This window comes from Novosphingobium aquimarinum (assembly GCF_009746585.1).
GTDB classification, from domain to species: Bacteria; Pseudomonadota; Alphaproteobacteria; order Sphingomonadales; family Sphingomonadaceae; genus Novosphingobium; species Novosphingobium aquimarinum.
Genome location: NZ_WRPO01000001.1, coordinates 394,660 through 412,980, shown reverse-complemented (window position 1 = coordinate 412,980; position 18,321 = coordinate 394,660). Strand labels below are relative to the sequence as shown.

16 protein-coding genes and 1 tRNA gene are annotated in these 18,321 nt (G+C 65.1%); 12 read left to right on the top strand and 5 right to left on the bottom strand.

Annotated elements, in window-relative coordinates; translation table 11 throughout:
* The first annotated feature begins 34 nt into the window (after positions 1-34).
* The 3 genes from GQO94_RS02030 to GQO94_RS02020 all read left to right on the top strand — a co-directional run bounded on the left by GQO94_RS02030 (position 35) and on the right by GQO94_RS02020 (position 4,674).
* Entirely contained in the window at positions 35-898 is an 864-nt protein-coding gene (locus tag GQO94_RS02030; RefSeq protein WP_156839463.1) for an N-acetylmuramoyl-L-alanine amidase family protein, read from the top strand.
* 85 nt (positions 899-983) lie between these two features.
* Entirely contained in the window at positions 984-3,506 is a 2,523-nt protein-coding gene (locus GQO94_RS02025; protein ID WP_156839462.1) for a penicillin-binding protein 1A, read from the top strand.
* Between the two features lie 97 nt (positions 3,507-3,603).
* Positions 3,604-4,674 carry an alpha/beta hydrolase gene (locus GQO94_RS02020; protein WP_198045748.1) on the top strand — a complete coding sequence of 357 codons (1,071 nt, stop codon included), beginning with the start codon at positions 3,604-3,606 and terminating at the stop codon, positions 4,672-4,674.
* A 109-nt stretch (positions 4,675-4,783) separates the two neighbouring features.
* On the opposite strand, the gene GQO94_RS02015 is transcribed toward GQO94_RS02020, so the two are convergent.
* The 4 genes from GQO94_RS02015 to GQO94_RS02000 all read right to left on the bottom strand — a co-directional run bounded on the left by GQO94_RS02015 (position 4,784) and on the right by GQO94_RS02000 (position 8,635).
* Complete coding sequence (locus GQO94_RS02015) at positions 4,784-5,704, bottom strand: hypothetical protein (RefSeq protein WP_156839461.1); 921 nt, start codon at positions 5,702-5,704, stop codon at positions 4,784-4,786.
* 138 nt (positions 5,705-5,842) lie between these two features.
* On the bottom strand, positions 5,843-6,784 hold the full coding sequence (locus GQO94_RS02010) for a cation diffusion facilitator family transporter (RefSeq protein WP_198045747.1): 942 nt from the start codon (positions 6,782-6,784) through the stop codon (positions 5,843-5,845).
* A 147-nt stretch (positions 6,785-6,931) separates the two neighbouring features.
* The gene (locus tag GQO94_RS02005) at positions 6,932-7,984 is read right to left on the bottom strand and encodes an ABC transporter substrate-binding protein (RefSeq protein WP_156839460.1); all 1,053 of its coding nucleotides are present in this window, start codon (positions 7,982-7,984) and stop codon (positions 6,932-6,934) included.
* A 177-nt stretch (positions 7,985-8,161) separates the two neighbouring features.
* Positions 8,162-8,635, bottom strand: coding sequence for a hypothetical protein (locus tag GQO94_RS02000; protein WP_198045746.1), 474 nt, complete (start codon positions 8,633-8,635; stop codon positions 8,162-8,164).
* 119 nt (positions 8,636-8,754) lie between these two features.
* On the opposite strand from GQO94_RS02000, the gene efp reads away from it, so the two are divergent.
* From efp to GQO94_RS01970, 6 genes are all read left to right on the top strand, one after another.
* Entirely contained in the window at positions 8,755-9,318 is a 564-nt protein-coding gene (gene efp / locus GQO94_RS01995) for an elongation factor P (protein ID WP_156839459.1), read from the top strand.
* Positions 9,318-9,731 carry a hypothetical protein gene (locus tag GQO94_RS01990; protein ID WP_156839458.1) on the top strand — a complete coding sequence of 138 codons (414 nt, stop codon included), beginning with the start codon at positions 9,318-9,320 and terminating at the stop codon, positions 9,729-9,731. Before efp ends, GQO94_RS01990 begins: the two co-directional genes overlap by 1 nt.
* 34 nt (positions 9,732-9,765) lie before the next feature.
* Positions 9,766-10,602 (top strand): inositol monophosphatase family protein, encoded by an 837-nt coding sequence (locus tag GQO94_RS01985; protein WP_156839457.1) that lies wholly within the window; start codon positions 9,766-9,768, stop codon positions 10,600-10,602.
* An 80-nt stretch (positions 10,603-10,682) separates the two neighbouring features.
* Positions 10,683-11,018, top strand: coding sequence for a hypothetical protein (locus GQO94_RS01980; protein WP_156839456.1), 336 nt, complete (start codon positions 10,683-10,685; stop codon positions 11,016-11,018).
* A gap of 64 nt (positions 11,019-11,082) precedes the next feature.
* Positions 11,083-11,166 (top strand) — tRNA-Leu (locus GQO94_RS01975).
* A 73-nt stretch (positions 11,167-11,239) separates the two neighbouring features.
* The gene (locus tag GQO94_RS01970; protein WP_156839455.1) at positions 11,240-12,580 is read left to right on the top strand and encodes an amidohydrolase; all 1,341 of its coding nucleotides are present in this window, start codon (positions 11,240-11,242) and stop codon (positions 12,578-12,580) included.
* 16 nt (positions 12,581-12,596) lie between these two features.
* Here GQO94_RS01970 and GQO94_RS01965 read toward each other — a convergent pair whose 3' ends face one another.
* Positions 12,597-13,115, bottom strand: a complete 519-nt coding sequence (locus GQO94_RS01965) for a hypothetical protein (protein ID WP_156839454.1) — start codon at positions 13,113-13,115, stop codon at positions 12,597-12,599.
* 273 nt (positions 13,116-13,388) lie between these two features.
* On the opposite strand from GQO94_RS01965, the gene GQO94_RS01960 reads away from it, so the two are divergent.
* From GQO94_RS01960 to prsR, 3 genes are read left to right on the top strand one after another with little or no spacing between them, the layout of a single operon-like run.
* Positions 13,389-14,774: a TIGR03013 family XrtA/PEP-CTERM system glycosyltransferase gene (locus tag GQO94_RS01960; protein ID WP_156839453.1), complete on the top strand. Its 1,386-nt coding sequence runs from the start codon at positions 13,389-13,391 to the stop codon at positions 14,772-14,774.
* Positions 14,774-16,891 carry an XrtA/PEP-CTERM system histidine kinase PrsK gene (gene prsK / locus GQO94_RS01955; protein WP_156839452.1) on the top strand — a complete coding sequence of 706 codons (2,118 nt, stop codon included), beginning with the start codon at positions 14,774-14,776 and terminating at the stop codon, positions 16,889-16,891. Before GQO94_RS01960 ends, prsK begins: the two co-directional genes overlap by 1 nt.
* Complete coding sequence (prsR, locus tag GQO94_RS01950; protein ID WP_156839451.1) at positions 16,888-18,255, top strand: PEP-CTERM-box response regulator transcription factor; 1,368 nt, start codon at positions 16,888-16,890, stop codon at positions 18,253-18,255. The genes prsK and prsR overlap by 4 nt, the downstream gene beginning before the upstream one ends.
* Positions 18,256-18,321 lie beyond the last annotated feature (66 nt).

The following is an 18,321-nucleotide window of genomic DNA, read 5'->3' as shown; positions in this document are numbered from 1 at the left end:
GCGGCGCGGGAATTGCGGTCCTACCCAGTGGGCGATGTTGCGCCGTGCGATCCTTCTGCTGCTGGTACTGGGGCCCGTCGCGGTGTTCGTCGGGCTGATCGTCTTCGACCAACGCGCCGCGCTTGGCGGCGATTACGACTACGTGGTTCGGATCGACCTGCCCGAGGAAGGCGGGGCGATCGATCTGCCGCGCATCGACGGCCCGCCCGATGCGACCCGCCCCCTGGTGGTTTTGGATCCCGGACACGGCGGCTTCGATCCCGGAGCCGGGACCGGTCCGTTCCGCGAAAAGGATGCGGCGCTGGCCTTCGCCAAAGCGCTGCGGCGCGAATTGCTCGCGGGCGGCGGCATCCGGGTGGCGCTGACTCGCGAAGACGATCGCTTCATCACGCTGGGCGAGCGACCGGATATCGCCCGCCGGCTGGGTGCGGACTTGTTCGTTTCGATCCATGCGGACAGTGCGGAAAGCAACAGCGCCCGCGGCGCCAGCGTCTACGTGCTTTCGGAAAAGGGCTCGGATCAGGCCGCCGAAAGGCTCGCCGCGCGCGAGAATGCGGTCGATACGGTGAACGGGGTTTCGCTGTCGAGCAGCGACGATGCCGTCAACGCCATCCTCTTCGATCTGTCACAGCGCAAATCCCAGGCGGACTCGGTGGAGGCCGCAAGCCTGTTCCTGCGCGAGGCCGAGGGCGATCTGCGGCTGCATCGTTCCAGTGTGCAGTCGGCCGCGCTGGCCGTGTTGAAGTCTCCCGACATTCCCTCGATCCTGCTGGAGACCGGGTACATCAACAATCCCGAGGATGCCGAACTGCTCGCGTCCGATGCCGGCCAGCGCCGCTTTGCCCGGATCGTCGATCGGGCCATCCGCGCATATCTCGCGCGGCGCGCAGGGATTTGATGGCATTGGCAAAGTTCCGCTCGAAGCGCTGGCACAATCTCGGAAGCGCGTGCTAGGGGCGGGGCACGATGCAAGAGACGACCCGATGAGCGACACCGCCGAACCCGAAGGAGAGCCGCTGAGCTACCGCATCCGACGCGACGCGGGCGGAGTTCTCGCCTCGCTGGCCGACTTGTGGCGATCGCGCCGGTGGCTGCGCGTGCTGGTCTATCTCGCGTTGGCCGGATTTGCCGCGCTGGCGGTGTTCTGGTTCGTCATCACGCGGGACTTGCCCGACGAGAACAAGTTGCTCGCCTATCAGCCGCCGCTGCCGACGATGGTGCGCGATATCGATGGCGCGATTGTCTACAGCTATGCTCGCGAACGGCGCGTGCAATTGCGCTTCGTCGATTTCCCGCGTCCGCTGATCAACGCGTTCCTCTCCGCCGAGGACAAGACCTTCTGGTCGCACGGCGGGGTCGACTACACCGGTTTGCTCGGCGCGGTCGTCGATTACGTCTCCAAGTTCGGTTCGGGCGAGCGTGCCAAGGGCGGCTCGACGATCACCCAGCAGGTCGCCAAGAACATCCTCATCGGCGACGAATACTCGGTCACGCGTAAGCTCAAGGAGATGATCGTCTCCAGCCGCATCGAGGATGTGCTGACCAAGGAACAGATCCTCGAGCTCTATCTCAACGAGATCCCGCTGGGTCGGCAGAGCTTCGGCGTGCAGGCCGCTGCCCGCGCCTACTTCGACAAGGACGTGGGCGATCTCGACCTGCACCAGGCCGCGTTCCTGGCGATCCTGCCGAAGGCGCCGGAGCGTTACGGCCGCAAGAAGTACGAGCAGCTCGCGATCGAGCGGCGCAACTACGTGCTGGATCAGATGGTCGACAATGGCTGGGCGACTCGCGCGGAGGCCGATGCGGCCAAAGCGCAGCCGCTTGGCCTGATCCCGCGTCGCGGACAGAGCTACGACCCGTCCAACGGCTACTTCGTCGAAGAAGTGCGGCGCCGCCTGATCGAGCGCTACGGTGAAACCGCCGAGGACGGCCCGCAAAGCGTTTACGCGGGTGGGCTGTGGGTGCGCACTTCGCTCGACCGCGAATTGCAGGGGGCCACGCGCGATGCCTTGCGCGCGGGACTGCTGCGCTTTCATGCCGGGCGCGGCTGGTCCGGGCCGATCGCGCATATCGACGATATGGAGAACTGGCAGTCGCAACTGATCTCGTCTTACAAGACGATCGATTACGAGGACTGGCGCGTGGGCGTGATTCTCGCCAATGGCCCCAGCAGCGGCTCGATCGGCTTCTCGGACGGCGATACCGCGACGCTCACCAACATCCCCGACAAGGCGCGCGTCGGCGATTTCGTCGCCGCCGAACCGACGGGCGCGGATAGTTATGCGATGCGCTCGATCCCCGAAGTCTCTGGCGGCATGGTCGTCGAACAGCCTTTCAGCGGGCGTATCCTTGCCATGCAGGGGGGCTTCGATTCCGGGCTGGGCTCGTTCAACCGGGCAACCCAGGCGATGCGCCAGCCGGGCTCGACCATCAAGCCGTTCGTCTATGCCACGGGTCTCGATAATGGCATGACCCCGGCGAGCCAGGTGCTCGACAGTACCTTCTGCGTCTATCAGGGCGCGCGCCTCGGCCAGAAATGCTTCCGCAACTTCGGGAACAGCGGCGGGAGCGGCAACCACACCTTGCGCTGGGGCCTCGAACAGTCGCGCAACCTGATGACCGTGCGCATCGCCAACGATGTCGGCATGAGCAAGGTCAACCGCACCTTCCGCAACGTCGGCATCGGCGACTACAAGAACTACCTGTCTTTCGCGCTCGGCGCCGGCGAAACTACGGTCGAGCGGATGGTCAACGCCTATTCGGTGCTGGCGAACGCGGGGATCCAGTACCCGTCGTCGGTCATGGATTACGTGCAAGACCGCAACGGCAAGGTGATCTGGAAGTCCGACAGTCGCCGTTGCCTTGGCTGCGACATGGCTGAGTGGGACGGCAAGCCAATGCCGCGGATCTCGCGGCCGGGCAAACAGGCGATGGATCCCGCAACGGCCTTTCAGACGATGCACATGCTGACGGGGGTCGTCATCCGCGGCACCGCGGTGGTGTTGCGCGATCTCAAGCTGCCGTTGTTCGGCAAGACCGGAACGACCACGGGCCCGACCGACGTCTGGTTCGTCGGCGGCTCGCAGGATCTCGTGGCCGGCGTCTATCTGGGCTACGATAACCCGCGCTCGATGGGCGGATACGCGCAAGGCGGCCGCATCGCGGCGCCGATCTTCAAGCAAGTGGTGCAGAACACGAAGGAGCGGTGGAGCAAGACGCCGCTCGTGGCGCCTACGGGGGTGCGGATGGTGCGGATCGATCGCGTTACCGGCAAGCAAGTGACGGGCGTCGAGCCGAGCGACGAGCCCAAGGCTTCGGTGATCTGGGAAGCGTTCAAGCCCGACACCGAACCGCGGCAGTACACCGCCGAGGACGAGTTCGCGAAACGTCGCGATGCGCTCATCGCGCAGATCCGGGCCAGTCGCAGGGCGCAATCGGAAGCCGCTGCCGGGCCGCGCCAGGCCGCGCCCGAGAACTTCGCCGAGGAACAAGGCGGGCTGTACTGACGACGCGCGTCTTGCCTTGGCGCTCGCGTGAGCAGAATGTGCGCGCGTTGCGCCAGCTTACCGCCCATGTGGTAGCCGTCGATCGAGGGAGATGTTGATGCGATTTTCGACTCTAGCGCGCGCGCGTTTGCCGCTGGTGCTGCTTGCGGCGGTAGCCGGCGCGCCGGTGATGGCCCACACGCCCGCAGCCTCGGAAGAAGCCGCCGAACCCTACGTCAGACCCGATGTCGCGACGCATCTCAAGGCGTTCTACGCGCAGCCGATGCCGCCGCTGACCCGCGAGATGCTCGAGGCGATCCACAAGCTCCCCCGCGACCAGGCGGGCGGGTTCGCGGCGCTCGATCTGCCGGTCGGAGAGCTGGCGGTCGAGAAGGACTTCGAGATGCCGGGGCCGGGCGGTCCGCTCCGCCTCAAGCTGTTCGACCCGAGGGCGACGCGCGAGCCCGGGCCGGTCGTGGTGTTCTATCACGGCGGCGGCTACGTGCTCGGTTCGATCGAAACGCACGCCGGGCTCGCGGCCGAAATCGCGCGGCGGCTCGATCTGCCGGTGGTCTCGGTCGGCTATCGTCTGGCCCCCGAGCACCCGTTCCCGGCTGCGATCGACGACGGCGAAGCGGCGGCGCGCTGGGTTGCGCAAAACGGCGAAGCCTTGGGCCTGAAAGTGACCGGCCTCGTGCTCGCAGGCGACAGCGCCGGTGGCAATCTCGCATTGGTCACCGCCGCATCGCTGCGCGATGCACCCGCGGCCGCGCCAGTCGTCATGCAGCTGCCGATCTATCCCGCAACCGACTTCACCTCGACCACACCGTCGATGACTCGCTTTGCCAAGGGCTACGGCCTCGACACGGAGGGGACCGAGAAGATGGTCGAATTCTACGCGGCCGATCCCAAGGACTTGCGCGCTTCGCCGCTGCTCGGCGACTTGTCGGGCTTGCCACCCACGGTGCTGGTGACGGCCTCGCTCGATCCGCTGCGCGATCAGGGCCGCGCCTATGCCGCCAAGCTGATCGCAGCCGGCGTACCGACGGTGTTCTACGAGGGCAAAGGCCTGGTCCACGGCTTCGCGACGTTCCGCAAGACCATCCCCTCGGCAGCGACCGATACCGCGGAATTCCTCGATTTGGCCAAGGCCATGCTGGAAGCGGAAGCGAGCGGCGCAAGCGACTAGGGGTGTGTACGAGGCTGTGGACAGCCTTGTGAATACGGCGGGGATGGATTCATAGGCCCAGCACCGAGACGCTTCGAGCAGGTCAGTTCGTCCCGGTATTAAAGGCGTGTCAGGCGAGGGCGGCCAAGGGCAGCATGGACGTTTCGTCATCCTGCGCCCGGATTTCGGCCTCGGATCTGTCCGTCGAACGCGATGCCTTGCGGCCCGGAAATTGCGAAAGCGACAGCACGTAACCCAGCACCGCGCTGCCGCTGTAACCGACCAGAGGCGTCGGGTAATTGCCCAACAGCGCGGCCAAGATGGCGGCGGCCCAGACGGCGGCGAAAGCGCACGCGACGGCCCGCGTTTCCGTCTTTGCGCGCATCGCGACACAGGCTGGAACCAGCAGGATCGCGGACCCGGCCCAGACGGCGGCTCCGGCGAGCAAATCGACGTCGAAAGCGGTCCGCAGGATCTGGTCGACATAAGGCATCGCGCCTTGCCGGTCGGGGAAAAGCATGGTGATGGCAAAGGCCACGCCCGCGACCGCCAGCAGCCCGTAGGTCGTTCTCTCGGTCTTGATCAGGGCGATGGCCGCGATCCCGGCCAGCGCCATGCCAGCCAATGCCCGGTCGGGCTGGAGCGCAGTCGCCGTCACCGCCAGCAGCAGCGCGGCAGTGGTCGTCCGATCCGGCCGCCGGGCCTGCGCGCAGACCAGCAAGGGCAGCACGATCATTCCGGGCTGGATCACCAGCGAGCCGACCGAAATCCAGCGCGTCGCGCCCTCAACCGGCGTGCCGAGGAAGGCCGTCGCGCACAGGATGCCAGCCATGGCCAGAAGGGCGATGCCGCGCAGCCGCGAGCGCTCGCCCAGCAGGGCATCGAGCGCCGGCAGCAGCATCAGTCCGATCGCTAAGGCCGCCGCGTTGACCGCCAGCATTCGCGTCGGCGCGCCGGCAGCAGCCATCCAGGCAAGGCCCAGACCTGTCGCGGTCGCGCCGCAGACAATGGCGGCAAGGCGGGGACGATCGAAGATTTCGGCGAAAGACATCACAGCGCACACTCCATGAGGACAGCCCAGTCTATGCCGCGCACGTCGGCCGCGACAATCCGCTGCCTTGCCGAAAATTGTGTAATCTTTCGCCCAGCGCGACACTCGGCGCTCATGCCGGCTTCGACCCGCAATGAGTCAGGCGATGAAGGCGTCTTCGCGCTTTTCGGGCCGGATATAGATCGAGGAGATCGCCGGCGAGACGTCCTTCATCCGATCTTCCAGCCGCTCGATCAGCGACTCCGCATCCCCCATCGACAAGTCGTCCCGGAAATCGGCACTGACCGCAACGAACACTGACTGCGGCCCACTGTGCACCGTGCGGATGTGGTTCACATGGTCGATTTCGTCGTGGCCATCGAGGACCCGGCGCAGGCTGGCGATCAGTTCGGGATCGGCGGCCTCGCCGATCAGCAGGCCCTTCGATTCGCGGGCCAGCAGCAGGGCCACGCAGGCCAGGACCGAGCCGATGGCGATCGAGGCCAGTCCGTCGAGCCTCGCATCCTCGAAGTGGACGCTTGCCCACACGCCGATCGCAGCGATGACCAGGCCGATCAGTGCGGCGCTGTCCTCGAACAGCACGATGAAGGCCGGAGGATCCTTGGAGCGGCGCACCGCCCCCCACCAGGACTGGTTGCCCTTGCCGCGACCGAACTCGCGCACCGCGATCGCCCAGGAGGTTCCTTCGAGCGCGAAGGCAAATCCCAGCACAATGTAGTTCAGCGTCGGGTCGGTGATCGGATGGGGATCCTGAAAGTGGACGATGCCTTCGTAAATCGAGACGCCCGCGCCGACGGCGAAGATCAGAATCGCGACGACGAAGGCATAGAAATACAGCTCGCGACCGTAGCCGAAGGGATGCGCCGCATCGGGCGGTCGTGCTGCGCGCTTCTGTCCGAACAGGAGCAGCACCTGGTTGCCGCTGTCGACCAGCGAGTGGATGCCCTCGGTCGCCATGGAGGACGAGCCACTGATCCCGGCCGCCACGAACTTGGCGACGGCGATGCCCAGGTTGGCAATCAGCGCACCATACAAAACGATATTGGCGCGAATATGGGTCAGGGGGGACTCTTTGCTCACGGCGGCCTAACGGTCGAGTACGGGCGACGTTCCGCAAATCACGCGACGCTCTCGCGCGATTGGTGCGAGACGCCGTCGACGATGATGATTGGGGTGCCGCGTCTCAAGCCGGGCATCCCGGATCGCCACCATGCGCCATGACGCGGCTCATCCCTCGCGCACTTCCACCGATTCGCCGCCGCGCCATTGCCGCAGCACCAGATAGCGACCGTGTAGCGCGCCGCGGTCCTGGATGCCGAAGCCAAGCAGCGTGCCGTCCTCGCCCTCGGCTGCGGGAAGCCATTTGATCTGTTCGAGCCCGGCACGCACGCCTTCGCGATCGAAGCTGCGCGCGCGGGCCAGCCCCTCTGCGACCAGTCGGCCGAGATCATGGCCCTTGGCTGCCGCGAGCGCCTGCTGTCGAGGGAGACCCATTCGCTCACACAAGGCGCGCAACGTGCGATTGCCGTCGGAATGCATGTCGATGTACGTCCAGCCGTCGCAGATTCTGGCGAAGTCGTCCGAATAGCCGCGCAGCCCGGCCGTGTTCATGATCCGCGGCCCCTCCCACTTGCGGGACTGGACTGCGCGCGCGGTCGCGGGCGCGGCGAGACCCAGGCCGAGGTAGACCAAGCCGTCCAGGTCGTTGGCGAGAACCTTGGCGATCTCTTCCTCGACGTCGTCCGACAGTGGCGAAACGCCAACCGCGACCGGGACCTCGATGCCCAGGATCGCGGCCTCGTCCTGCAGGTGGCGCAAGTGGCGCGTCCCCGTCGGCGAGATGTCGTGGATCACGCCCAGCCGGGTCGCGCCGATATCTGCCATATGCCGCGCTATGACCAGCGACTCCTCCTCGTGGCTGCCGCCCTGGAGGTGGAACATGTATTTGCCGCGCGCGCGTTCGGCTCCGGCCCAGTTGATCGTGGGAACCCGGTGGCGCTCGGCAAGCGGAGTCGCGACCAGAGCGTTGTCGCCGATCGCCGGGCCGACGATCATCACCACGTCCTGCTCGACCAGCTGCTTGTAAGCGTTTTCGATCGCTTCCGCGGTGCCCGAAGGAAGGCCCAGCCCGTAGGCGTGCACGAACGACACCTGCGCATCGAGCCGCCCGGCTGAGCGCAGTGCCTCGATCTCAAGCTCGAGCCAGTCGATGACGTCGCCGGGGGCGGGCGCATCGTCTGCCATGTCGTTGAGAATTCCGACGAGAATGGTCTGGCTCATGCTCATTCCCCCTGCGTGATGGCGCACCCGACATCATTGCGGGGCCGCCCCAGGCGCTCTAGCAAATGTCCGGTGGACTAGAAGGCTGCCGAATTCCTGCCGGCCGCAAAAATTTGCCCAACCCAGCCGAGGCCGGAAGGCTCGCCAGCTTGCACGGCGGCGCCAGTCGTCGGGGCGTTACAGCGAAGCGCCGTCAGCGCCGGCCTCGTCGGCGCGCGACTCGGCTTCCTCGGCGCCGGGCTTGGTCGTGTAGGGCGCATTGGCAACGGCGCGGGTGCCGAGCACGCAGCGCACTTCGCCATCGGAGCCATCCGGCTCGATCCGACGCAGGAATCCATCGGACAGCCGATGCAGCTGCAGGCCTTTCAGCGGCCCCGCGGTCATCATCACCAGATCCCCGACCAGGAGATAGGTACCGCGTTGCCGCTCGACCCGGTAGCCCGAGCCGTTGACGATGCGGAAATCGAGATCCGCCATCGAGATCCCCACCGGGCCGGTCGCATCGCCGGGCGTCTCGCAGCTATAGTGCCCTTGCGTCAGCGTGCCGAGCCGACCGCCAGGGACGGGTGGCGGCGTGGGCGAGGCGAGGGCGGGGCCCGCGCTGATCAGGCTCGCGATGGCCATCGTGGCGAAGATACGGATCATCGCCATCGACCTAGCACCGGCGTGGGGGAATTGCCACGGGCTGGCTCGCGCGCTAAGGGCGCGGCCTGTTTTTTTCCGCGTCGGCCCACATTGGCCCGGCTCTTTCCCATCGAAGGCACTGTCCCATGAAGATCAGCGGCGTCGACATCCGTCCCGGCAACATCCTCGAGTACGAGAAAGGCATCTGGAAAGTTGCCAAGACGCAGCACACCCAGCCCGGCAAGGGCGGGGCCTTCATGCAGGTCGAGATGAAGAACCTGATCGACGGCCGCAAGACCAACGTGCGCTTCCGCAGCGCCGATACGGTCGAGAAGGTGCGCCTCGATACCAAGGACTACCAGTATCTCTACGCCGACGGCGATCAGCTGGTGTTCATGGATACCGACACATACGAGCAGATACAGCTCCCCGCCGACCTGCTGGGAGATGCAGCCGCGTTCCTTCAGGACGGCATGCAGGTCAGCCTCGAACTGTGGGAGGAACGTCCGATTTCGGTCCAGCTTCCCGAACAGGTCGAGGCCGAGATCGTCGAGGCCGATGCCGTGGTGAAGGGGCAGACCGCGTCTTCGAGCTACAAGCCGGCCGTCCTCGACAACGGCGTTCGCGTCATGGTCCCGCCGCATATCGAAAGCGGCACGCGGATCGTGGTCGACGTCTACGAGAAGACATACGTCAGAAAGGCAGATTGATGCTGCGCAAGCTTATCCTCGCCCCCGTCGTTTCCCTGGCCCTGCTCGCCGGCCCCGTATCCGCGCAGCAGAAGCCTGCGCCCGCCGGCCCTGCACCCGCCAGCCCGGCGGCGGCCGCCCCGAGCAAGCAGGACATGGAAAACGCGGTGAAGTACCTCCAGGTCATGATCGCGGGTCTGCAATCCGACAAAGTCGAACAGCCGATCAAGAGCACGCTGATCGGCTGCATCTACGGCAACTCGCTGCGCAGCATCAGCACGTCGATGGACAAGGTCATCGCCGACAACGCCGACAAGATCTCGCGCGATAACGCCGACCAGGTGCTGAGCGCGATGGCCGCTGTCTGTGGCTATCGTCCGACGCAGACCGCCGCCCCGGCTGCGACCACGTCGAAACAGCCCCAGGGTCGCTGATTGCTGCTATCCGCGACTTAGAGGTACCTTTCAAATGGCCGCAATTTCCGGACTGATCCGCGTGATGGAGAAGGCTGCTCGCAAGGCCGGGCAGCGGCTTCGTCGCGACTTCGGGGAAGTCGAGCATCTTCAGGTTTCGCGCAAGGGACCTTCGGATTTCGTCTCGAAAGCCGATCGGGCCGCCGAGCGCGCGATCTGGGACGAACTCAAGGTCGCACGGCCCGGCTGGGGCTTCCTGATGGAGGAAGCCGGCGAGCTCGAAGGCGAATTCGACAAACCGCGCTTCATCGTCGACCCACTCGACGGCACCACCAACTTTCTTCACGGCATCCCGCATTTCGCCGTCTCGATCGCGGCGCAGGAGCCTCGGCTCGACGGCAACAAGTCGATCAACGGCGGGTGGGGAGATGTCATCGCCGCGATCGTCTACAATCCGATCACCGACGAAAGCTTCTGGGCCGAGAAGACTCGCGGCGCCTGGCTTCAGGATCGTCGCTTGCGGGTATCCGCGCGCCGCCATCTCGACGAGGCGCTGATCGCGACCGGCATGCCGTTCCAGGGGCATGGCGACATGGGCGAATGGACGCGCATCTACCACGCGTTCGGTCCGCAAGTCGCGGGTATCCGGCGGTTCGGCGCGGCTTCGCTCGATCTCGCGTGGGTTGCGGCGGGGCGCTACGAGGGCTTCTGGGAAGGCGGTCTCAGCCCGTGGGATACGGCGGCGGGATGCCTGCTGGTGCGCGAAGCCGGCGGCTTCGTGACCGACTGGCGCGGTCGCTCGCTACCGGTGTGCGACGAGCAGATCCTTGCCGGCAACGATGGCCTCCATGCCCGTCTGCACAAGGTGCTGACCGCAGCCGTCAAGACCTGATCGGGGTCGCGGCTCGGTCTTAGCCGCACTTTAACCATGACGATGCGAAACTTTCCGCTCCTTTCGGAGTTGGAATTGGCATGGCGCATTTCAGGGCTCCCATCCTCGTGATGTCTCTGGTCGGATTGGCGGCGGGTGGATCCGCGCAGGCTCGCCGCGCTACCTCGCCACTAGATCTCGAGCAGGCGCGCAATTTCGATCTTGCGAGGCACGTCGCTGCGCGCACCATGCCGCGGGGCGACCGGGAGCGTGAGGATGCCAAGGCGCTGCAACCGCGCTTTGCGGAAAGTCCGCTCGGTCCGCGCTGGTCCTACCAGGTCGCCGAAGACGGCCCGAGCCTGGAGTTTTCCGCGCTGGGCGCCGGTCGAAACGATGGGCCGCGCCTGGTGCAGGTCGGGGTCGACTGGCAGTTTTGAACGCCGCATTGGCTAAGACTTGAACCGGAGCCGACCCGCCGCTAAGCGTCGCCACCCGGTCCGTGCCCCTGTGGCGGAATGGTAGACGCGAACGACTCAAAATCGTTTGTCGCAAGACGTGCCCGTTCGAGTCGGGCCAGGGGCACCAATCGGACTACGCGGTCAATTCTTGCAACGCCTCTGCAGTTGCGATTGCAAGCAAATCCACATAGCGTCCGGCGATGACTAAACTCGCATTTTCGTTCGCCGCTTCCCTCATCGCGCTGCTTCCCGCCGCCACCCAGGCCCAGGACAATCCTCTGCGGGATCGGATTGCCTCCGATATGCCGGGACTGATGGAGATCTACCGCGATCTTCACGCCAATCCCGAACTCGCCTTCCAGGAAACGCGGTCGGCCGCGATCATGGCGAAAGCCGCGCGGGCTGCGGGATACGAGGTCACCGAGAAAGTCGGGAAGACCGGGATCGTCGCGGTGATGCGCAACGGGCCGGGGCCGACGGTGCTGATCCGATCGGACATGGACGCGCTGCCGCTCGAGGAGAAGACGGGCCTACCGTTCGCTTCGACCAAACGCGCGGTTTCGGTCACCTCGGGCGTCGAAAGCGGCGTCATGCACGCCTGCGGCCACGATACGCACATGACCGCCTGGATCGAGACCGCGCGCCTGCTTGCAGCGCGTCGCGGCGAGTGGTCGGGCACTCTGGTGATGATCGGGCAACCGGCTGAAGAGATCGGCGCGGGTGCTCGCGCGATGATTGCCGACGGCCTCTACGAACGGTTTCCGAAGCCCGACTACACCATCGCTTTCCATGATTCCGCCGATCTTCCCGCGGGCGTGCTGGGCGGCACCCCGGGCTACACGATGGCCAATGTCGACAGTGTCGACGTCGTGGTGCACGGGCAGGGCGGTCATGGCGCCGCGCCGCAGACCACCAAGGACCCGATCGTGCTGGCGAGCGCGATCGTCAACAAGCTGCAGACGATCGTCAGCCGCGAGCAGGACCCGACCGATCCGGCAGTGGTGACGGTCGGCTCGTTCCGCGCGGGCTCCACCTACAACATCATCCCCGACGAGGCTCGCCTGCAGATCACCGTGCGCAGTTACAGCGACGAGACTCGTCAGCGCATCCTCGATGCCATCGGGCGCATCGCCAAAGGCGAGGCGATCGCCTCGGGCATCGCCGAAGACCAGCTTCCCGAAGTCACCTGGGACGAGGCGTACACGCGATCCACTTACAATTCGCCCGAACTGGCCGAGTCGGTGCTGGCATCCTTTCGGACCCGGTTCGGCGAGGACCGCGTCAAAGTGCTGGAGCCGGCCATGGTGGGCGAGGATTTCGGGGAATTCTACCTGACCGATCCCAAGACCACCCAATCCATGCTGTTCCGGGTGGGCGGCGTCCCCGCAGACAAGTTTGCCGCGGCCCAGCGTAACGGCACGACGCTGCCGTCGCTGCACAGTCCGTTCTGGGCGCCCGACGCGAAAGCCGTGATCGGCACTGCGGCCGAAGCGATGACGGCGACGGCGATGCGCCTGCTGGTCAAAACGCCCCAGAGCTAGGGCTACGAGCTAGCTCTTACTCGAACTCGCTGCTGCTGGCACCGGCGCGTTCGCGCGATTCGGCGATCATGTCCTCGATCGAACCCTGGCCCGAGGTTTCGCCGGTCGACTGAGCGGCGGCCAGCATCGCTTCCTGGTTCGCCAGGTACGCCATCCACTCCTCGTAGGTCATGCCCGGGGGCGGGCCTTTCGCGCGCATGCGCTTGATGATGTCCATCGCGGTCGGCGTCTTGCTGGACATCTGCGACGAGGCGTAGACATCGTAATTCACGTTGTTCGTGTCGTAGGAGCTGTGGTCTATGCCCCAGCGATCGAACGAGCGACCGCTGCGCTTGGCGGCGGTCCGTTCGGCGCTGTCCTTGCGGATCGCGAGCTCGACCGTGTCGGCTTGGCCGCCGGTTTCCGCCGCTGCCTGCGCCGTATCGTCCTGATCGCTGGCGATCAGGGCCACGGCCCCGGTAATCATCAGCGTCGCCACCGCGAAATGACGGTAAATCTTGGCATTCAGGGCCGGCGCTTGGGCGGTACGAACCATGAGATCTCGCTAGCCGCAATCGGTTAACGCACTGGCATTTCGGAATGGTTAGCATTGTCTTTGCGTGACTTACACAGAGTTACGGAGCCAATCGGACTGCCCAATTACCGAGCGATGTAAGCGATTCCGACGCAGTATCCCGGATGGGCCTGCAAATACGCAAGTCCGTGGCAGTTCGGACACTTCGGAGCGTGTTAAAGTAACCGACATTTTACGCATTCGCTCTAGGCGGGGGTTGGAGCCATTCTCGGCTCCGGTGAGTAGCGCGGCCCCATGATTCGATTGTTCAAGCACTACATTCCGCATGCGGTCGTCCTGCTATGGCTGGTCGACGCGCTGCTGCTGGTCGCCGCGAACGAGCTTTCCTGGCAATTACGCGCACGTCAGATCGGCATCGAAACGGCCGCCTGGCCCGAACGGTTCGCTGCGCACGGCGGCTTCGCGCTGATGATGCTGGTGGCGATGATCTCCGTCGGCGTCTACGGGCCCGATGCGCTGCGCTCGCTGCGCTTTGCCTGTGCGCGATTGCTGGTCGCGATTTCGCTCGGCGTCATTTCGCTTTCTTTCATCGATTTTCTGATGGGCGGGCAGACCTTCTGGCGCTCGACGCTCGCTTACGCGATGGCCTTCGGCATCGTGCTGCTTCTCGCCAATCGTATGGTTCTGGGCAGTGTCCTCGGCAATTCGGCGTTCCGGCGCCGCGTGCTGGTTCTCGGTGCCGGGCTTCGGGCGCAGCGTCTGCGGGTATTGGGCGAACGGCCCGAATCGGGCTTTGCGATCGTCACGTTCGTTGCCATGGCCGAAGCCGCGCCGGTGGTCGAGGAAGCCATCCCGCGGGCTGCGATCCACAATCTGACGCGCTTCGTCGAGAACCTCGGAGTAAGCGAAGTCGTGCTCGCGCTGGAGGAACGTCGCAACTCGCTGCCGCTCAAGGACCTGTTGCGGATCAAGACGGCCGGGGTGCACGTCAACGAATTTTCCAGCTTCCTCGAACGCGAGACCGGCCGTGTCGATCTCGATACCGTCAACCCGTCCTGGCTGATCTTCTCGGATGGTTTCTCGTCCGGCCGCATGATCTCGAGCGCGGCCAAGCGCAGCTTCGATATTCTCGCGAGCTTGCTGCTGCTGGCGCTGACCGCACCGGTCATTGCTGTGTTTGCCGTACTGGTGAAGCTGGACAGCAAGGGGCCCGCGTTCTTTCGTCAGCGTCGCGTCGGGCTTTACGGGCAGGACTACGAAGTCATCAAGCTGCGCTCGATGCGTACCGACGCCGAGGCGGCTGGGGCGCAATGGGCCTCCAAGGACGATCCGCGGATCACGCGGGTCGGCAACTTCATTCGCAAGGTGCGCATCGACGAACTGCCGCAGGCCTGGAGCGTGCTCAAGGGCGAGATGAGCTTCGTCGGCCCGCGCCCCGAGCGCCCCGAATTCGTCGCCGATCTGGAAGAACAGCTGCCATTCTACGCCGAACGGCACATGGTGAAGCCCGGCATCACCGGTTGGGCGCAGATCAATTATCCCTACGGGGCCTCGATCGAGGATTCGCGCAACAAGCTCGAATACGATCTGTATTACGCCAAGAATTACACGCCGTTTCTCGATCTTCTCATCATCCTGCAAACCTTGCGGGTGGTGCTTTGGCATGAGGGTGCGCGTTGATGACCGAGCCTTCCGGCATCGTTGGTATGTTGGCTTACGCGATGGGTATCTGCGCGGCGATTGCCAACGTCACAGCCGCGCTGTGGGTCTGGCAGCGACGCTCGGCCCTGAATCCCGCCGGTCCGGCGTTGTGCGTTGCCTTGATGATGACGGCGGCGATGGGAATTGCGATCGCAGCCACGCGCCCCGGCGATTTGTCGGTGATGATCACCGAATCGCTGCGCAACATGGCCTTTCTGCTTGTCGTCTATCGGCTCTTCGCGGGCGATGGCCGCCACGCCAGCGTCGCGCCCATCCGGCCGGTCGTCCTTTCCCTGGCCTTCGTGGAAAGCCTGCAGCTTTCGGCCTCGCTGATCGTCGTGCGTCTCCCGAACGCCGAACTCGCGCTGGGCCCGCTGTTCGAATTCAGCACGGTGGTCCGGCTGCTGCTGACGGTCGGCGTGCTGGTGCTGGTGCACAATCTCTATGCCGGCGCATCACGTGCCGCCCGCGCCTTCCTGCGCTGGCCTACCATCGGTATCGCGGCGCTCTTTGCGTTCGATCTCAATCTGTACACTATCGCCTATCTCTCTGGAGGCTGGCCGGTGGAGATCTACCCGCTGCGCAGCCTGGCGATGATCGTGATGCCGGCGATGATCGCGATCGGCGCCTCGAAGGGACGCGAAACGGTCCGCATCAAGCCATCGCGCGCAGTCACCTTTCAGACGTTCTCGTTGCTGGTGATCGGTATCTATCTCGTGGCGATGGTGGGCATCGCGCAGTGGATTTCCTATGTCGGCGGCGATTTCGCGCAGCTCATGGAACTCGTGTTCCTGACCGCGGCCAGCGCGCTCGCCTTGCTCGTTCTTCCTTCCAAGCGGCTGCGCGGCTGGCTCAAGGTCACGCTCGCCAAGCACTTCTTCCAGCATCGCTACGACTATCGCGAGGAATGGCTGCGCTTCACGCGCACCATCGGTGCGGGCGGGGCGGAAGCCTTGCCGCTTGGCGAACGCGTGATCCAGGCGGTGGCGGACATTCCCGACTGCCCGGCCGGCTTGCTGCTCCTGCCGGAAGACCATGGCGATCTCACGCTGGCCGCGCGCTGGAACTGGCCCGGTATCGAAGTGCCCGCGACTGCATTGCCCGCAAGTTCGCTCGGCTTCTTCGAGCGCGAAACCTTCATCGCCGACCTCGATGACATTCGCCTGGGGGCCCATTCGGAGAACGTCCGCCCCCTCGTTCCGAACTGGATGATCGAGGCGCCGCAGGCCTGGGCACTGGTGCCGCTGGTCCATTTCGAGCGGCTCGTGGGCATGATCGTGCTGGCAAGGCCGGCGATCGTGCGCAAGCTCGACTGGGAGGACTTCGACTTGTTGCGCGTCGTCGGCCAGCAGCTTGCAAGTTATCTGGCCGAGAATTCGAGTCAGGAAGCCCTGGCCGAAGCCAGCCACTTCGACGATTTCCATCGGCGTATCGCGTTCGTGATGCACGACATCAAGAACCTCGCGAGCCAGCTCAGTCTGCTGGCGCGCAATGCCGAAAAGCATGCCGACAAGGCCGAGTTCCGCGCCGACATGCTCGTCACGTTGCGCAATTCCGCGGACAAGCTCAATGCCCTGCTCGCGCGGCTGGGGCGTTATGGACGCGGCGCAGTCGACCGGCTCGAGCCGGTGCCCGCGCTCGCCATCGTCGAAAAGGTGGCCGCGCATTTCGCGGGGAACGCGCAGGTGTCGATCAGCGAATTGCAGAACGTCACGATCACCGCGAACCCGGATTCGCTGGAACAGGTGCTGGTCCACCTCGTCCAGAACGCGCTCGATGCGAGTGCCAGCGGCACCCCGGTGTTTCTCTCGCTGAGCGCGGAAGGCCTCAATGCCCGGTTCGAAGTGCTCGATTCGGGCTGCGGCATGTCTGCAGAATTCGTGCGGCACAAGCTGTTCAAGCCGTTCTATTCCACCAAGAACGGCGGGTTCGGCATCGGAGCGTTCGAAGCCCGCGAACTGGTGCGCGCGATGCGCGGCCGGCTCGAGGTCGAATCGCGCGAAGGGCTGGGGTCCCGCTTCGTCGTTCGCATCCCGCTGAGCGCGGCCACCGAAATCTACGAAAACATCGCTGAAAAAGAACAGAGAGTAGCATGACGACGGACGCCAAACCCAAGCTCCTTGTGGTGGAGGACGATGCCGGTCTCCAGGCGCAGCTGAAGTGGGCTTACGAGGATTTCGAAGTGATCGTCGCAGGCGACCGCGCCTCTGCGATCACGGCGTTGCGGTCTGAAGTGCCCGACGTCGTCACGCTCGATCTCGGCCTGCCGCCGGACCCCGACGGCACCAGCGAAGGGTTCGCGGTGCTCGACGAAATCATGGCGCTCAAGCCCGATACCAAAGTCGTCGTCGCGTCGGGGCACGGCGCTCGCGAAAGTGCGCTGCACGCCATCGCGCGCGGGGCCTACGATTTCTACCAGAAGCCCGTCGATATCGATGCGCTCGGTCTGATCGTCCGCCGCGCGCTGCAGCTGCATAAGCTGGAGGCGGAGAACCGTAAGCTCGCCGCGAAAGTCGACAAGGGCGAGAAAGTCCTTGGGCGGCTGGTCACTGCCGCGCCGGAAATGGTGCGCGTCGCCCGCACTATCGAGCGAGTGGCGAACACCAACGTTTCGGTGATGCTGCTGGGCGCAAGTGGGACCGGCAAGGAACTTCTGGCCCGCGGCCTCCATGATGCCAGCGATCGGGCGGGCGGCGAATTCGTTGCGATCAATTGCGCCGCGATTCCCGAGAACCTGCTCGAAAGCGAGCTGTTCGGGCACGAGAAGGGCGCCTTTACCGGGGCGGTGAAGACCACGCAGGGCAAAATCGAGCAGGCCGGCGGGGGCACGCTGTTCCTCGACGAGGTTGGCGACATCCCGCTGCAACTGCAGGTCAAGCTGCTGCGCTTCCTGCAGGAGCGGGTGATCGAACGCGTCGGTTCGCGCGATTCGATCGCCGTCGATACGCGGATCGTGTGCGCCACGCATCAGGATCTCGAGGCGATGATTGCCGAGGGGCGCTTCCGCGAGGATCTGTACTATCGCCTTGCCGAGATCGTGGTGAAGATCCCGTCGCTGTCCGAACGGCCCGGCGACGCGATCCTGCTCGCCAAGGCGTTCCTCACGCGCTTTGCCGCCGAAATGAATCCCAAAGTGCGGGGTTTCGCCTCGGACGCGCTCGCCGCGATCGATTCCTGGGCTTGGCCCGGCAACGTGCGCGAACTGGAGAACCGAGTGAAGCGCGCGGTCATCATGGCCGACGAGAAGCTGGTCTCCGCCACCGACCTCGATCTCGGGGATCGGGAGGAACAGAAAGTCACGGCGCTGAACCTCAAGTCGGCGCGCGAACTGGCGGACCGCAAGGTGATCCGCCACGCGCTCGCGCGCAGCGAGGGGAACATTTCCAGCACCGCCAAGCTTCTCGGTATCAGCCGACCGACCTTGTATGATCTCCTCAAGCAGTACGATCTCAGCGCCTGATCGCCCTTGGCGAAGGCAGCGGCGTGGCCTCGCTCTGGCATTCGCCGTAGCGGCGCTGCTTGCGTG

Coding starts and splice junctions, on each gene's coding strand:
- prsR (WP_156839451.1), top strand. CDS start 16,888: ATGACGACGGACGCCAAACCCAAGCTCCTTGTGGTGGAGGACGATGCC.
- GQO94_RS02015 (WP_156839461.1), bottom strand. CDS start 5,704: ATGTCTTTCGCCGAAATCTTCGATCGTCCCCGCCTTGCCGCCATTGTC.
- GQO94_RS01965 (WP_156839454.1), bottom strand. CDS start 13,115: ATGGTTCGTACCGCCCAAGCGCCGGCCCTGAATGCCAAGATTTACCGT.
- GQO94_RS01960 (WP_156839453.1), top strand. CDS start 13,389: ATGATTCGATTGTTCAAGCACTACATTCCGCATGCGGTCGTCCTGCTA.
- GQO94_RS02030 (WP_156839463.1), top strand. CDS start 35: ATGTTGCGCCGTGCGATCCTTCTGCTGCTGGTACTGGGGCCCGTCGCG.
- efp (WP_156839459.1), top strand. CDS start 8,755: ATGAAGATCAGCGGCGTCGACATCCGTCCCGGCAACATCCTCGAGTAC.
- GQO94_RS01980 (WP_156839456.1), top strand. CDS start 10,683: ATGGCGCATTTCAGGGCTCCCATCCTCGTGATGTCTCTGGTCGGATTG.
- GQO94_RS02025 (WP_156839462.1), top strand. CDS start 984: ATGAGCGACACCGCCGAACCCGAAGGAGAGCCGCTGAGCTACCGCATC.
- GQO94_RS02000 (WP_198045746.1), bottom strand. CDS start 8,635: ATGGCGATGATCCGTATCTTCGCCACGATGGCCATCGCGAGCCTGATC.
- GQO94_RS01990 (WP_156839458.1), top strand. CDS start 9,318: ATGCTGCGCAAGCTTATCCTCGCCCCCGTCGTTTCCCTGGCCCTGCTC.
- GQO94_RS02020 (WP_198045748.1), top strand. CDS start 3,604: ATGCGATTTTCGACTCTAGCGCGCGCGCGTTTGCCGCTGGTGCTGCTT.
- GQO94_RS01970 (WP_156839455.1), top strand. CDS start 11,240: ATGACTAAACTCGCATTTTCGTTCGCCGCTTCCCTCATCGCGCTGCTT.
- prsK (WP_156839452.1), top strand. CDS start 14,774: ATGACCGAGCCTTCCGGCATCGTTGGTATGTTGGCTTACGCGATGGGT.
- GQO94_RS02005 (WP_156839460.1), bottom strand. CDS start 7,984: ATGAGCCAGACCATTCTCGTCGGAATTCTCAACGACATGGCAGACGAT.
- GQO94_RS01985 (WP_156839457.1), top strand. CDS start 9,766: ATGGCCGCAATTTCCGGACTGATCCGCGTGATGGAGAAGGCTGCTCGC.